The organism is Cyclobacterium sediminis, from assembly GCF_054781075.1.
Genome location: NZ_BAAGVC010000003.1, coordinates 908,949 through 925,717 on the forward strand (window position 1 = coordinate 908,949; position 16,769 = coordinate 925,717).

General features: G+C 34.3%; 7 protein-coding genes. 3 read left to right on the forward strand and 4 right to left on the reverse strand.

Features of this window, described 5'->3' with window-relative positions; all coding sequences use genetic code 11:
* The first annotated feature begins 250 nt into the window (after nucleotides 1-250).
* The 3 genes from ACYVHJ_RS06160 (at nucleotide 251) to ACYVHJ_RS06170 (ending at nucleotide 12,484) form a co-directional block, all read left to right on the forward strand.
* A complete protein-coding gene (locus tag ACYVHJ_RS06160) occupies nucleotides 251-1,375 on the forward strand; it encodes a mechanosensitive ion channel family protein (protein WP_460513240.1) in 1,125 nt (374 codons plus the stop codon).
* An 878-nt stretch (nucleotides 1,376-2,253) separates the two neighbouring features.
* On the forward strand, nucleotides 2,254-6,837 hold the full coding sequence (locus ACYVHJ_RS06165; protein WP_460513242.1) for a malectin domain-containing carbohydrate-binding protein: 4,584 nt from the start codon (nucleotides 2,254-2,256) through the stop codon (nucleotides 6,835-6,837).
* A gap of 982 nt (nucleotides 6,838-7,819) precedes the next feature.
* The gene (locus tag ACYVHJ_RS06170; protein ID WP_460513244.1) at nucleotides 7,820-12,484 is read left to right on the forward strand and encodes a malectin domain-containing carbohydrate-binding protein; all 4,665 of its coding nucleotides are present in this window, start codon (nucleotides 7,820-7,822) and stop codon (nucleotides 12,482-12,484) included.
* Nucleotides 12,485-12,703: 219 nt separating this feature from the next.
* On the opposite strand, the gene ACYVHJ_RS06175 is transcribed toward ACYVHJ_RS06170, so the two are convergent.
* From ACYVHJ_RS06175 to ACYVHJ_RS06190, 4 genes are all read right to left on the reverse strand, one after another.
* Nucleotides 12,704-13,819 (reverse strand): glycosyltransferase, encoded by a 1,116-nt coding sequence (locus tag ACYVHJ_RS06175; protein ID WP_460513246.1) that lies wholly within the window; start codon nucleotides 13,817-13,819, stop codon nucleotides 12,704-12,706.
* 14 nt (nucleotides 13,820-13,833) lie between these two features.
* Entirely contained in the window at nucleotides 13,834-14,796 is a 963-nt protein-coding gene (locus ACYVHJ_RS06180; RefSeq protein WP_460513248.1) for a hypothetical protein, read from the reverse strand.
* Between the two features lie 71 nt (nucleotides 14,797-14,867).
* Entirely contained in the window at nucleotides 14,868-15,971 is a 1,104-nt protein-coding gene (locus ACYVHJ_RS06185) for a glycosyltransferase family protein (RefSeq protein ID WP_460513250.1), read from the reverse strand.
* 21 nt (nucleotides 15,972-15,992) lie between these two features.
* Nucleotides 15,993-16,754 carry a WecB/TagA/CpsF family glycosyltransferase gene (locus ACYVHJ_RS06190; RefSeq protein WP_460513252.1) on the reverse strand — a complete coding sequence of 254 codons (762 nt, stop codon included), beginning with the start codon at nucleotides 16,752-16,754 and terminating at the stop codon, nucleotides 15,993-15,995.
* Nucleotides 16,755-16,769: the final 15 nt, after the last annotated feature.

Here is a 16,769-nt window from a genome sequence, read left to right on the forward strand (position 1 = left end):
TTAGGTTGTTAAAAAAAAGAAAACCCATTGTTTGAAATGCTTTTTATCATAAGGTACAATTATTTACACCTGAGTAATATCAGAAATCTGGCTTAATAAGACTTGACAAAAAGAATTGTACTATTAAAGCTAAAATAACTATAGGGCTTTTGCCTAAAAACCATTACCAAGATCCCATATACACCTACTCATAAAATCATTACCAAGAACCCAAAATTCTTTTGATTTAAACTTTAAAACTAATCATGATATGTTAGAAGAATACCTCAATTTCGAATTCTGGAACAATACGACCCAAGATTATTTAATTGCGTTGGGAATCATTGTTATTGGCATTTTAATCGTCAGAATTTTTAAGAAAACAATACTTCAAAAAATTAAATCTCTGACTGAGAAAACAGCCACGAACTTGGATGATTTTTTATTGGAGGCAATAGAGAAGTTTGTTATTCCGGCATTATATATCTCTATAGTATTTTTTGGCATAAGAACGCTGACTATTTCTGAGGGGTTTAGAGCAATCCTTGCCAATGCTCACAAGGTAATTCTCGCTTATTATATCGTAAGGCTAGTTTCCAGCGTCTTGATCTTGTTATTAAAAACCTGGGTAAGAGAACAAGAGAACGGAGAAGAAAAAGTCAAGCAAATAGGTGGAATCATTCTCATTATCAACGTATTAATATGGGGATTAGGTATATTATTCCTCTTTGACAATTTAGGTTACAACGTAACCGCAATTGTTACCGGTATGGGTATTGGTGGTATAGCAGTAGCCCTTGCTGCTCAAAATATACTAGGTGACTTGTTCAATTATTTTGTGATATTTTTTGACAGGCCCATAGAAATAGGTGATTTTATTGTAATAGATGACAAGAATGGAGTTGTAGAAAAGATCGGTATTAAAACCACACGCGTAAAGACACTCTCGGGGGAACAACTAGTCATTGCAAATAGTGACTTGACAAGCTCGAGAATTCACAATTACAAAAAGATGCAACGAAGGCGGATTCTGTTTAGCGTCGGGGTAAGTTACGAGACAAACAATGAAGACTTAAAAAGAATACCTATAATTTTAAAAGAGATCGTAAACCATCAACAACCCATTACTTTTGACCGAGCACATTTTAAAGAATTTGGAGATTCAAGTCTTAATTTTGAAGTTGTTTACTATATAGAAGACGCGGCTTATAATACCTATATGGACATCCAACAGCAAATCAATTTCGAAATCTTTGATAGATTCTTAGAAATGGGTATCTCTATTGCATTCCCAACACGTACATTATACGTAAGAAACGAGAATGGTCAAAATTTAAAGATTGAAAATTCCTCAGCTGGGGAAGAAGATCAGGAAGCAGAAAACTTAAAAGGCTAAGCAGTTAAGCGTTTGCCTACAACAATACTTTCATAGATAACAAATTACCACTGGTAAAAGAAACTGTGGGCTTACGCCAATTTTTTTTTTTTAAAATGTAAAGTGAATTGAATCATCATCTTTACCAATAACCACCCCAAATTGTACACATATGATTTGGGGTGTTCTTTTTATAATACTTAGTAAACCCTTCTTAAAAAATCATTGTTTTTTAAAGCATTTGTTATTGATTTAAGCAAAAATCAATAATTTTCCCAAAACAATAATTGATAATAAATAAATTGGCGATATTTACGAAAAAAGAAATAAATCACGGTCATATCCGCATTAATTTCAAAATTTAACAGTAATTTTTAGCAAATAATTTACTCTTTAACGAATAAATTTATAAACTTGTTGAGAAATTGACCATTTTGTGGGTTCAACCCACAAAAAAATTAGTATTAAATGAGCCGATGCATCGGTAAAAAAAAAACCTCTAAAAAATTATAAACCAACCCGTTGTATATTAAATGCATTTTTATTAGTATTACATACTTAAATTTATATGTATAATTAAGTTTCAGTAAATTACCGCCAACTATTTCACCTATTAATGTTACTGAGATTATAAAAACAGATTGAATATGAAATTTTGGTACGAAATTTCATAGCACATCAATGCCAACGCGATATTTTAATTACCCAAGCGAAGGCATTAGTTAAGTGCGAGTAAAAATTAAGCTAGAAGGGAATCGAATCGAGATGAAGTGGCCTATTTTAAAACTTCACTGGTAAAACAATTTGTCCTAATCAAATGATTATGGGCTATAGAATAGATATATCAAACCTTAGTTGAATAGAAATATTAACCAACCACCGACTAAATACAAGTTCCAATGAATAAAAATTTATCTAAACTTATTCTCTGTTTCAGCCTCCTATTCTTTAGTTTACATGCAATTGCAACAGACTACTATTTTTCAACTGAACATGGTAACGATTCGAGAAGTACATCGGAAGCACAAAATCCGGATACTCCTTGGAAATCTATCAACAAATTAAATGCCATTTTTAGTAGTTTAAAGCCTGGAGATGCAATTTATTTAAAAAGAGGGGATGTTTTTTATGGCACTATAAAAGCAAATCAGAGCGGGAGTCCTGGAAATCCCATTAAAATAGATGCCTATGGGTCGGGGCCTAAACCAATTATCACCTCCTTCGAAAAGGTAAGTGGCTGGAAATCCATTGGAAATGGCCGATATGAGAGCACTAACACATTCTCTAGTTACGAAACCAATATAGTCACCATCGACGATCAATTGTATGAGAAGGGTCGATTTCCAAATAGTGACGAAAAAAATGGTGGATATTTAACTGTTTCCTCATTTTCCGGAAACGCTTCAATAAGTAGTGACGAATTATCAGGTGCGCCAAATTTCAGTAATGGAGAAATAGTTATTAGAAAGAATCAATGGATACTGGATAGGCATTTGATTAAGTCTAATTCAGGTTCAACTGTTAATTTTAATGGTTCAGGGGCATATAGCCCAAGCACCGGATTTGGTTTTTTTATTCAGAATCACCTTTCTACTCTTGATAAATTCGGTGAGTGGTTTTACAATAATTCCAGAAAATTAAATGTATATTTTGGCAATTCAAATCCTAACAATCACACTGTACTTGTTAGTACATTAGAAAATCTCCTTGTAAAATCTTATAACATCGACCACCTATTAATTCAGAGTATTCACTTTAAAGGTGCAAATAAAAATGCAATTTATATCGGGGAAGGTAGTGATATCGTTTTGAACAATACCGACATTGAGTACTCGGGTCAAAATGGGGTTAACTCATTAAACATCAAGGACCTGGTTATTCAAAACTGTCGAATTAATTATTCCCTAAACACAGGACTAAACCTAAGGTATGGAAATGACAATGCCATTATTAAGGACAATAGCATTGAAAATAGTTTCCCTTTTCCTGGAGGTGGGCAAAATCAAGACAATAATGGTAACGGTATATTTTTATCAGGTAATAATGTTATAATTGAGAATAATATTGTAAAAAGTGTAGGGTTTAATGGCATCCATTTTAATGGAAATAATATCTCCATCAAAAACAATTTGATTCAGGAATTTTGCCTCTTAAAAAATGATTGCGGTGGAATTTACACATTTGGTGGCAATTCAGTTTCCACTTTTAGCAACCGTGTAATTGAAAATAATATTATTGTGGATGGTTTTTCTTCCAATAATGGAACCCCCTACCATGATGTATCCAACCACCATCCTCAAGGAAGTGGTATTTTCTTAGATGACAATGCAAATGGCGTATCAATAAATAAAAACACTATCGCTAACACCAATTATTCTGGGCTTAAAGCATCCAATGTTTTTAATGTATCAGTCAAAGAAAACGTTTTTTACAATTCATACACCCAAGCATTGATAGGCAACAGTGAAAGGGGGACAGACGTCCGAAATGTAACCTTTTCGAATAATGTCCTTTTCTCTAAAGAAACTGACCAATACTCCTACCGAATTAACACATATAAAGAGAACGACATACCAAGCTTTGGTACTTTTGATCGGAACTATTTCGCCAGGCCCCTTGGTGATGAACATAGTATATATGTAACTCACTATCAGAATAGTAAGAAGTTACAGGAAATTAAAAACTTAGATGATTGGAAAAGCACATTCAGCAAAGACAATACTTCAACTACATTCAAGCAAGATAAGTTTAAACAGTTTAGTCTTTTAAACCTTATAGGAGAGCTCCTGTATAATAATTTATCGTTTCTAAAAGGCATAGATGATTTTTACTGTAACGACTGTACCCTAGGGTGGGAACCCAATGGGATTTTAGATGGAACCATTAAAGTCAAAAGTCCGGGATATTCCTCTGCACTGGCTAGGATAGAAAGTGTGGAAAAGAACAAAACCTACGTAGCTAAATTTAAAGCCAAAAGTAACAAAAAAGGATTCCTTAGGATAGCTTTGAGGTATGCCGGAACCCCTTGGGAAGTAATTTCACCGAGTACAGCAATTGAAGTAAGTCCTGAGGTACAAGAATTTTCTGTTTTACTAAAGCCATATGAAAATGTTCCTAATCCGGTAATCATGTTTATTTCTGATGTCGGCGACTGGGAATACATGATTGATGATTTAGAAATTAAAGAGGCTAATGTAGAGCTAACAAACCCGGACGACGTATTCCTATTTGAATACAACGCTTCTAAATCTAAGAAGTCCATATTTTTAGATGGAACATTTAAAGACGTAAAAGGAAATACATTTTCAGGCAATTATCAAATTGAACCTTATTCCTCAGTTTTATTGGTAAGAACTTCTGACGTTGTGCTTCCCCCAGTAAATGAGCCTGATATTCAACAAGAAGTAAAAATCACATCACTTACAGCCAACAGCAGTTTTGAATTCGGTGAAAAAATTGAATTAACTGCAGAAATAACTCCAAATATTGATAATGTTAGTAAAATAGAATTTTACAGCGGCAGTCAACTGATTGGTAGTGCTACAGATCAACCATATAGTATTTCTTGGGAAGAAGGAAATGCGGGTAATCATCAAGTAAGTGCGGTGATTATCAATACTTCCAATACAGAAGTAGCAACTTCTGATCTCATTCCTATAAAAATTAATCCAGGTACAACAGGTTCTGATAATGAAAGCCCTGTTACTAGTGGATTTTCGTTATTCCTTAATATTGGCTCAAATGACGCAGAGATATATGAGGGAAATAAATTTCTCCCACTAAGTCAAACCAATGTATCAACTGGTGTATCTAACTCTTTAGAACTAACCAATTTTTCAGGATCAATCTTTAAGTCCATTTCATTTAATGAAGATCTTACCTATAAAATACCCGTACCTAATGGTACCTACACTGTAAAGACTTACCATCAAGAGGTTCACTTTGGGGTAAATGGTGTTGCAGGAAGTAATGGAAAAAGGGTTTTTGATCTCATTATTGATGGAGAAACGAAATACAAAGACCTTGACCTATATGCGCTCAGTAAAAATCAAGAAATAATATTGACTCACGAAAACATAGAGGTAACAGATGGTACCTTAAACCTAGATTTAATTGCTTCGGCTAATAACGCAATTATTTCTGCCATTTCAATTGTTGAGAGAGGTCTATCTACAGAAGTTCCGGAACCAACTGAAGGGGCAAAGTTCATCAATGTAGGAGGAACAACAAGCGAGAATTACAATGGGGATGTTTTTGTGTCGGATTATATTGACAAGCATTTCTCTCCATCAGGAATTTCTGAAAATACTAAAGCTTCAAATCAGCCCTTGTTCCATTCCACAAGGTTTTCAGAAAATTTAATTTACACGATTCCAGTTAAAAATGGCACGTATAGGGTTAAAACTTACCATATTGAAAACTATTTTGGAGTTACACACCCTGATGGAAAAGCTGGTATGAGAGTGTTTGATATCTTTATTCAAAATGAATTGGTTAGAAATGATCTTGACCTCTATGCCAGAAGTGGCAATCAAGAAACAAGCTTAATCTTCAATGACATACTTGTAAAGGATGGAGAACTAAAAATAGAGCTTAAAGCTTCCGTAAATAATGCGCTACTTGCTGGAATAGCTATCATTCCTATGAGTGGATTTTATGACGAGTTGGACACAGATTCATTTTTCATCAACGTCGGAAGCGACACTGACACTGACTACCAGGGAGTTAACTTCGTATCTGAAGACAGTAAAGTACAGATACCAGCTGATTCTTACCTGTATAATGTCCCGGCTTCAAGTTCAGACAAATTGTTTCAATCCAATCGTTATGGTAAATCCTTGAAATATCAATTTCCGGTATCGAATGGAGAGTACACAGTAATCACCTACCATAATGAAAACTACTTCGGTGAAATCACTTCTAAAACAGGGGTAAACAATAGGGTGTTCGATATCAATATTGAAAATACTACAGTCAAGAATAATGTAGATTTATACATTGAAAACTCAAATAGACCTGTCTCTTTGCGTTTCGAAAACATCAAAGTATCTGATGGTAATTTAAATCTCGATTTTGAGGGAATTGTAAACAATGCCTTAGTTTCAGGAATCGCAGTTTTCCCAAGTGGTAAAATCAACTTAGGTAATAGTAACTTAAGACAATTGTTTATCGAAACTGAGGAAATTTTGACAGTGAATGAAGCAAGGGAGAATAGTTTTAATCCCACTTTAGAAAATAAAATTTATCCAAATCCAGCTATTTCTTATGCTATCCTTCAAACTGGAGAAGATTTGGGTAATTTCTATATTAGCATTCATAATTTTAACGGACAGCTTATTTCTTTTACTAATGCAGAAGAAGTAAAAAATTCAGATGGCAATTACGAAATCCCTGTTCAAAACCTAAGACAAGGTATATATATTGTTACACTTACATCTGACATCGGGGTAATAGAGCGCTTGAGACTTGCAGTTACGCCTTAAAACCAATTAAATGACGATAAAAAAAAGGCCTTGTAATATACAAGGCCTTTTTTTTACTTTAATATTTTTAAATTCCTATTGGTTAATTATAATCAAATCAATCCTCTATATAGGCCAAATTACACGATTCTTTTGTAATTGGGTCAACCCATTTCCAAATTAGTTTTTCATTCGTACCATTACCATTCTGCAGCTTGATTCGAAAAACAGGCTAATATCCTTAAGGTTTCCAGCCGGCTAGAGTCCTATTCTTTACATCCTACATTATTTAATCACTTCCAATTATTATAATAGGCTCAAAGGACAAGTCATACCAAAGGCTTTCAATGATTTAATCCTCCAACCCATCAATGCTATTGGTTTATCTTTGTAGGACTTAGGTAATATTCAGAAGTTATAATTAAGCAAAAGCCATTTTCAAAAATCCACCTCCTGCCGACACCATCATCCGTCGACTTAAAATTAACAGGTCAAGTCCCTTTTAATGTATAAATTCCTTTATAATTAAAATTTTCACCTATCAGCTTCCTCTTAATTCACTTCTTATACTTCCTACCCACTATTTGGGCATAGTTTCTCACAATTCCTTAGAATAGCTAAACCTATTAGAAATTAATTGAAGAAGTAAAAAAAATTAAAAAAATTTTTTCTCTACTGAATTTTAGATCATCAACAAAATTCACCTTTCCAAAAGCAATATACTTTTGACCTATTGAAATTATTCAATTATTTCTCCCTACACGCAAGGCATTCACCCAAAGCTAACATTTGCAAATAAGAATTTTATACTGCTTATTATTGATATGATATTCTTTTTTAGAATTTCATTTTGATATATATGAAAATCAAAAAACAAGATTCTTTTAATCAAAATACCATTTTGAGACTTCATAAATCAAAAAAAGTAGGACAAAATTAACAAGCACCTGAATCAAAAGGTGATTGTGAAATGAAAATAATAATAACTTAAAACTACAATGTCATGAAAGCGTTACTTTTCTCCATTTCCTTTCTAATAGTTTTGGCAGCCCCATTATCTAATATTTTTGCAGCCAATTATTATGTATCTCAAGAAAAAGGAAATGACAATCGGTCTTTAGCAGAAGCTCAAAACCCTGCTACCCCTTGGAAGTCTATTGATAAGGTAAATTCACTTTTCAATTACCTTAAGCCCGGTGATGCCATTTTGTTCAATAGAGGCGAAACTTTTTATGGTACATTACATATAAGTGCCTCAGGTTCTTTAAATGCTCCCATTAAAATTGGAGCTTACGGTTCTGGAGCCAAGCCAATCATCACTTCTTTAAAAACTGTGAGTGAATGGAAAGCTATAGGCAATGGAATTTATGAGAGCAACTCTCCTATCAATACCTCTACTGTTAAGGTTCTTTTGATCAATGGTAAAGCTTATGAATTAGGAAGATTTCCAAACAATAATGTTGCTAATGAAGGGTATTTAAACATTGATGATGTAAGTGGTAATTACTTGCTTTCAAGTAGTGAGCTAGGTGGATCACCTGACTGGAATGGTGGAGAGGTAGTCATCAAAAAAAACCAATGGATAATTGATACCCACCAAATTTCTTCACATAGCGGAAGTCAGATTCGCTACAATGGAAACATCAGTGCTTATCCAGCTCAAAGAGATTACGGTTTTTTTATTCAGAACCACATCAAGACCCTTGATACCTTTGGAGAATGGTATTTCAATCCTTCAACTAAGAAAATTAACGTTTTCTTCGGATCCAGCAATCCTTCGGCTATGAAAATAGAAGTAAGTACTTTGGACAATTTACTTATTAAGGATTATAGGGATATTAATGTTTCTATTGAAAACATCAACTTTAAAGGTGCCAACAAAGACGCCATCAAATTAGAAGGAGGAAGCAATATCAAAATTGCGAATTCTGAAATTAACTTTTCTGGAGAGAATGGGATCCTTTCCCTAGAAGTATTAGACTTGTTGGTAGAAAAGAACAATATCAACAGCACTTATAACAATGCAATGTACCTAAGGTATGGTAATGACAATGCAATAATTAGAGATAATGAAATAACTAAAACGGCGTTGGTCGCTGGGAGAACTCAAAATGAAGATGCTGCAGGCATAGGTATATTTGCCTATGGAGAAAATGTATTGGTTCAAAACAATGCCATCATTAATTCAGGTTTCAACGGCATCCAGTTCAATGGAAACTATTCAGTTGTCAAAAATAATTTTGTTGATACTTTTTGCCAGATAAAGGGTGACGGTGGAGGAATTTACACCTTTGGCGGGGTACAGTATCAAGGGTATAAAGGCCGTAAAATTGAAGGTAATATTGTGGTAAATAGCATTGGAAGTAAAGGAGGTACTCCTGACAAAGGGGTTAACTACAGGCCATTGGCTGAAGGCATCTTCCTTGATGACAACTCCAACAACATTGAGATTATAGGCAACACCATTGGAAATACTGAAAACTCTGGTTTAAAGATGTCTAATGTGAACAATATCCTTGTCTCAAACAACACTTTCTTCAATTCTCATTCAGCTTTGACTATAGGAAATAGCGTTATCGGAGAAGACACTAGAAACAATAACGTCATTAACAATCAATTTTTTCTAAAAACCTCCGATCAAAATTCCTACTCTATTAAAACTTACAAAGATGATATGCAATCATTGAGTAGCTTTGACAAAAACTACTTTTTCAGGCCACTAGGTGATGAATTCAGCATTGAAAATCAATACATTAGAAATGGACAAAAAGTAGCGGCTATAGACAACTTAGAACAATGGAGTGCTAAATTCGGAAAAGATATCAATTCTGTTAGTAATTCCGTAGACATTTCCACTTATACCATCACCAAAAAAATTGGATCGAGCTATTATGCCAATTCTTCCTTCGAGCAAAATGTGAGTGGGGTATACTGTAGCAATTGTAAACAACAGTGGGAGTCAAATAGTAAGACAAATGGTGGAGCACTTAAAGTTACCACTTCCGGATCAAGTGCTGTTAAAATAGTCTTGGGAGAATTGAAAAAGGATAAAACTTACTTATTAAAATTCAATGCCTTGGCTAATAAAGTGGGAAACATTTCCACTTACTTAAGGTACACCGGTAGCCCTTGGGAAAAATTGTCTGCCATGACCACATTTGAAGTAAATACTAGCCTTGATGGTTATGAGGTACTTGTTTCTCCATATGCAGATGTAAATGACGTATCCCTTTTGATTACAACTACAGAAGAAAACTTCACCTACTGGTTAGATGATTTAGAGTTTGTAGAAGTTGAAGCATCATTTATTAATCCTGATGAAGAAATTTTATTTGAATACAACCCCACTAAAAACAGCAAAACTATTGCACTATCTGGTGAGTATGTTAATGCCAAATTGGAAAGGTTCTCAGGAAATGTTACAATTCCAGCTTATGGTTCAATAGTACTTATTCGAATAGCTAGAGATTTTGAATCCGAAGAGGAAATTGAAGTTCCCAAAACACCAGAAATCAACCTAATCGTAAGTGAAGATATTTCACAGCTTACAGAAGGTGACAATGTAACATTAAGAAGTGAGATTATAAATTTGGACGATAAGGTCGAAAAAGTAGATTTCTATTGTGGATTGAAATTGATAGGTTCTTGTGAAGAATCACCTTATCAGGCAATTATTCCGGAAATACCAGCCGGTGAAAATTACGTTTGGGCTACTGTAACAGACATAGATGGTAATATAAGCACTTCTTCCGAAATCACATTTACAGCAAAAACCAAAGTGACTGAGGAAGTTGAAAAAAGTCCTGTTGAAAATGGAACAGACCATACATTAGAAGGGATTTATTATCATGTGGGTTACAATGGAACAGTCATTTATGAAGGCCAAGAATTCGAAGCGATAAACAAGACATTCATTAAATCATCAGGTGTGAATGTTGCTACCAACGCATCTGGAAGTGACGAAGTTTTATTTCAAACTGAAATGTTCAACAAAAACCTTAAGTTTGAAATTCCTTTGGAAAATGGCACTTATAACATCAGTACCTACCACAACGAAATGTATTTTGGAAACAATGGGAAATATGAAAGAGCCGGTCTAAGGGTATTTGATATTTCTATTGAAGGAAATATTGTAAAGAAAGATTTTGATATTTTCCTTGAAAACAAAAACCAAGAAACTACCCTTACTTTCAATTCCATAGAGATAAAGGACGGAATCCTAGACCTGGAGCTTAATGCTTCAGCCAACAACAGTCTGATTTCTGGAATAGCTATAGTTCCTGTTGGATCACCAATAATTGAAGAACCCTCTGTAGAGGTACCCGATTCCTCAGAGAAGCAAGAAGGAATTTCTATCCACCTGAATACTGGCTATAAAGATGCAGTCTCTTTTCAGAATAACGTCTTTGAGCCCGTAACAGCTTTCATTAGCTCGGCTAACTCTAAAACATCTACCAATGCAAGTGCAAGCAACGACAAAATCTTTCAAGCTGAAAGATATGCTTCTACATTGGAATTCGTAGTACCACTTGATAATGGAACTTACACTGTTAAAACTTACCACAATGAGTTGTATTTCGGTAAAGGTGGTTCTACTGCTAGAGAAGGAAAAAGGGTCTTCGACATATTCTTAGAAGACAATTTGGCTATGGATAATTTTGACATCTTTTCCTATAACAATAACCAACAAGCCGTCCTTACTTTCGAAGGAATTAAAGTTGTTGATGGCGCTCTAGACTTAAGTTTAATAGCTAGTTCTAATAATGTATCAATTTCTGGTATCTCCATTATCAAAGAATCTGAAGAAGTAATGCAATCTATTGATTCAGATTACCTTTTCTTTTTGAATACCGGTGACAAATCAGATGCTACATTAAATGGCATCACTTATCTGGGAGAGACCAATACTGAAAAATATTACAGCGACGGTACCAACAGCTATAAAAATGAAATAACCGATGTCAATGCACTTTTCCATACAGAAAGAAGTGGGGAAAACTTGACATATACAATTCCTGTGCCGAATGGAACCTATACTGTCTTTACCATGCATCATGAGATTTGGTTTGGACATGCCGGAAGCGCTGCTCGGGCTGGCAAAAGAGTTTACGACATCTCTATACAGGGTGAGTTATTGAAAAATGATTTTGATCTATTTGTAGAAAACAATAATGCTCCTACCGTTCTTTCTTTTGAAAATATAGATGTAACCGACGGTAAGATGATTTTAGAATTGAATGCTGAGGCAAATAATGCGAGTATATCTGGAATTGCAATTATAGGGAATGCAGCAAAAAGCACTGATATAGCAGCCAATTTGAGAACAGCTCAAAACTCCTTCAACCGAGGATATAAAGAAATGTATAACAGGGGATATAAAGAAATGGATGTTCAAACTGAAACAACCACTAAAGGCGAAATTAGAATCTTCCCTAACCCTGCTAAAGGTCGAGCCACTTTGGAACTTAATGCTGAGATTGGTCAAGGAAGAGTAATCATTCACAATATGAATGGTCAATTGGTAAGCCATTTTGATTTGGAAAGTATCAAAACTTCCAACAATCAATTCAATGTACCGCTAGACAACCTCTCACAAGGCATATACCTGGTAAGTGTTAGCAATGAGCAAACCATCATCAATAAACAGCGACTTATTGTTAATCCATAATTGAAAAATTATAAAATTTCTTGTAAACATAAAATCCCTGAAAATTCAGGGATTTTATGTTTACAAGAAAAACCAATTAATATTTAATAAAGAATTGAAGCCATATTAATCTTAAAAAAACAATCCAAGCGAGGAAAAAGCCTCTAAATGAAGGCATAAAAATTAATGAAACCTCAATGGATAGTAGAAATACAGAAAAAATTTATGTTAGCAAGTTATTTATTTTTTTCGTTTGCGACTTAGCACAGTCCTGAATACATCTGCCATTTGATTTGCAAAATTTTGAATGTTATACTTTTCCAAATGAAGCTGCTTTGCTTTTTTCCCCATCGCTTCAAGGTCAGTTTCATTTCCAATCATCTGAAGAAGTTTTTTATTCCATCCTTCCGGGCTGTTGTCCTCCACCCAAAGGCCAATATTTTCACTTTCAATATCAATATCTAAAAAAGAATGTTGCGTCATTAACACAGGTTTGCCTACGGCCATGGCATCCAGTAGTACGGTCAATCCATAAGTATTCCCCTTTTTTCTGATTTCTTCCTTTAAAGGAATAATGATAAATGAAGAATTAACATATTCTTCTAACAACTGATCATAAGGCACCCATGAAGTATCTACGGAAACATTGGGGGGTAAATGGGTAGATGCAGGAATTGTTTTAGGGGTGCAATAAATTTTTAGATTGATAGGAATATTTTCAAATGCTTTGATGAGTATATCATAATCTCGGTCTGCTGTACCTGCACAAACGGCATAAGGTACAGCATCACTTTCCTTTCCAGATTGAATGTTTTTGTAAAAATCAATGTCAGCTCCCCAACTCACTGAAAAACATTTATTCTCTTTTTCAAATTGATTGTAATTTAAATCCTTTTGGGTTTTTAGCATCAGGTTTTTTGAAAAAAATGCAAAAGCATCAATTTGACGCAGATGCTTCACTCCCAACTTATTCAGAATTGAATTTTTATTTTTATAATAAATAAAATTTTGATGGGCTAAGCCAACCACCGGAATGTTAAGCAACCCAAAAATTCTCAATAAGGTAAATAACTTACTGATGGATATGGGATAGGGCATGTAAACAAGGTCATAATCTTTTATTTTTGATAAAGCTCTAACCTGCTGATCAAAAAACGGGATTTTAATAACCTTTCCAACCGTATCCAGCCATTTGTACTTTTGGTGTGGGTGGATATCAACCTGAAACTCTCCGGATTTTTCCAATTCAATTTTACCCATGAGGTAATGACTCGGATTAATTCCCTTTTTCCAATTGTCAAGGATTTTTTCAAAGGAGTAAGAGTTTATTAAAAGAACTTTAATTTTTCCCTTCATAGACTGCAGGCAATTTATTTTAGCTCCAAATTGTTAATATTTTCCACAATGTATTGGGCAGTAGCCTTTTCTGAACACTTATTTTTCCACCAAGAACGCGTTTTTTTATGAATTTCTTCGAGCTTGTCCTGATCATTCAATAGTTCATTAACCACTTTACATCCCTCATTCCAATCTTTTATTTGAATAAGTGGAGAGTTTTTATAAAATGGAGTATCTGGCAAAGGTTCTGAAATAATGACACAGCCCGCTCGCATTGCTTCAAAATGCCTGAAACACTCTGTCATAAAGAAGCCTTTGGGGCACAATACGATTTTTGAATCAGCAAGTACCTCTCCATATTCAACCGGAGTAAACCCAGCTTTAAACCCATTATTAAAAATAATTAATGATTCCGGAAAGAATGAACTGAAATCACTTTTCAATTTCAACAAAAACTTTCTATAATAATCATGAGTCAATAAGCTTTCGGAAGGTAGTAGTTTCCCCAATTTAGAAAACACACGATAGAAATTAATTCTGTTCATGTTTAAATTTCCTCTAAAAAAAACATTGTACTTTCTATCCTTTAACGGCTTATTTGGCAACTCAGGGACTGCATTAACATAGCCCAAAGCCAAAGGAAAAACGTTTTTCGCAACAGCTTTCATCCCAATATATGATTTAAAAATCGCAAAATATTTATCAGAAAAATAGCTAGGGTCTAAACCTCTTTCATCTGAAAAATAAAGAAGAATTTTCTTTTTATCGGACTTATAGTTCCCACTTGGGGGCATAATATCAGTTCCTGAATCAGGAGCTCTTTTATTCACCCGGTGATTTGAGTAAATAAAAAATTCGAAATCATCAAACCTCTCCTGAAGCAGGTCCTTTAATTCATCTATCACATTTTTTATAAACCTAGATTCATTCAACTCCTCAAATCGATAATCCGACTTGTCTTCAATTGAAACATTGGTTAAACCAAACAATTTCATACCTTAAATTTCTGTTTACTAATTTAAAAATGTCAATAGATTTCTAGGCTTTTTACAAAAGCCCAATATAACTATCTTAAAGGAATTTTGAGAGCAGCTTTCTCTAATTTTTCTCCAAATAATTCAGCGTTAAATTTTTCTTTATACACCGACCTTGCTCTGTTACTCATCATTTGAAAAACAGCCTTATCATTAGCTATAAGTTCGACTGCATCAATCCAGCCTTGAACGTCTCCTTTACCCACTGTTATCCCAAACCCTTCTTTGGCAGCATCAATATTTATGCATGGATTTTCAGTAATTACCGTTGGTTTACCTAAAGCTACAACGTCCTGTAAACTAGTCATCCCTTGACACCCCTCTTGAACCAGTGGATATTTTAAGGGAATTAATATAGCAATTGACTCTTTGTAGTATTTGAGCAATGCTTCATACGGAATGAAAGAAGAGTTAATGGTCACATTAGAAGGCAGCCTATCCATCTGAGGTTTAGATTTTGGTGTACAAAATATTTTAAGCTCATGGTCCATCTTTTTGAAAGCCTCTATTAAGGTGACATAATCTCTTGAAGTATGGCCTGCACTAATGAAATAATTTAATTTATCTCCTTCTTTGCATGTGATTTTATTATAAAAATTAGTATCAGGTCCCCACTGAGCTGTATCAATCCTAGCCAATTGATCCTTGTCCCTTATATCCAATGCTTTCACTGCAATCTCTTTCAATTTTTCACTTAGAAAGATGATACCATCATATTGAAACAGGAATTTTTTACTCAACCAGCGGTAAAATTTATTGGTGGAGTTTGTCTTCATAAAAGGCTGGTGTATGGTTACTAGAATAGGCTTTCTGTAGATACCTAATAGTTTCAATACAATCAACAACCTGGTATTTGACAAAGAGTAGGGAGCATATAAAATATCATAATGCTTACCATAAAATAATATTCTCAACTGTTGGTCAAGGTGTTTTATTTTAAAAACATTACCAATTTTATTTAGAATACGGTATTTTTCATGGGGGAATATTATTACTTCTACTTTCCCTCTTTTTTCCAACTCAACTTTTCCCCATACATGGTGACTCCCACTTTCACCCTTTTCCCAAAGATGATAAGCCTTCTCCATGTTATAGTTATTAACCAAAAGCAATCTTGGTTTTTCCTTGACTTTCAATATTTCGATGGTTAGGTTAAACTAGGTTTTGCTTTTGCTAGTAGGAAAAAAGCGTTCCGTGACAAGTAATTTCACGAAGGCAATATTTGTTGTAAGATAGCGCTTCCACATCCTCCCCGGTTCTTGCATGGTCCGATAAAACCATTCAAGACAAATGTTTTGCATCCATACCGGAGCCCTTTTCACTTTACCTGAAACTACATCAAAGCTACCTCCTACACCCATAATAAAAGGCACATTCATGATGTCCTTGTATTTATTTAAGAAAATTTCTTTTTTGGGTGAGCTCATCGCCACAAATAAGATATCTGCCTTTGAATCCCTGATCTGCTTGGCAATTCCCAACTCCTCCTCTTTTCCAAAATAACCATTCCTATAACCAGCAATTATTTCCGGTGAATATTTATCGGAATAAATTTTTACAACCTTATTTACAACATCCTCTTTGGCACCAAGAAAAAAGATCTTGTAATTCTCCCTAGCTGCCAGCCCCACCAAATTATCCATAAGGTCGATGCCTGCAACTCTTTCAGGTAAATACTCCTTAAGAAATTTCGCGGCCCAAACAATGGATTGACCATCTGCATTTATTATATCACACTCCACTATTGACGCTTTTAATTCAGGGTCTTTTTGAGCATTCACTAGCTTGGCTGCATTTACCACAACATGATGTAAATTTTCTTTCCTCCTGATGCTTTGATCTATCAATGCTACTGTTTCATCCATAGTAAGGGAATCTACAGGAACATTACAAATACTAATTCTTTTTACCTCTTTCATCAGACTTTAGTTTTA

What these genes read in the sequence shown, in the direction of transcription:
- ACYVHJ_RS06160 (WP_460513240.1), top strand. Translation starts at nt 251, where the DNA reads ATGTTAGAAGAATACCTCAATTTCGAATTCTGGAACAATACGACCCAA.
- ACYVHJ_RS06165 (WP_460513242.1), top strand. Translation starts at nt 2,254, where the DNA reads ATGAATAAAAATTTATCTAAACTTATTCTCTGTTTCAGCCTCCTATTC.
- ACYVHJ_RS06170 (WP_460513244.1), top strand. Translation starts at nt 7,820, where the DNA reads ATGAAAGCGTTACTTTTCTCCATTTCCTTTCTAATAGTTTTGGCAGCC.
- ACYVHJ_RS06175 (WP_460513246.1), bottom strand. Translation starts at nt 13,819, where the DNA reads ATGAAGGGAAAAATTAAAGTTCTTTTAATAAACTCTTACTCCTTTGAA.
- ACYVHJ_RS06180 (WP_460513248.1), bottom strand. Translation starts at nt 14,796, where the DNA reads ATGAAATTGTTTGGTTTAACCAATGTTTCAATTGAAGACAAGTCGGAT.
- ACYVHJ_RS06190 (WP_460513252.1), bottom strand. Translation starts at nt 16,754, where the DNA reads ATGAAAGAGGTAAAAAGAATTAGTATTTGTAATGTTCCTGTAGATTCC.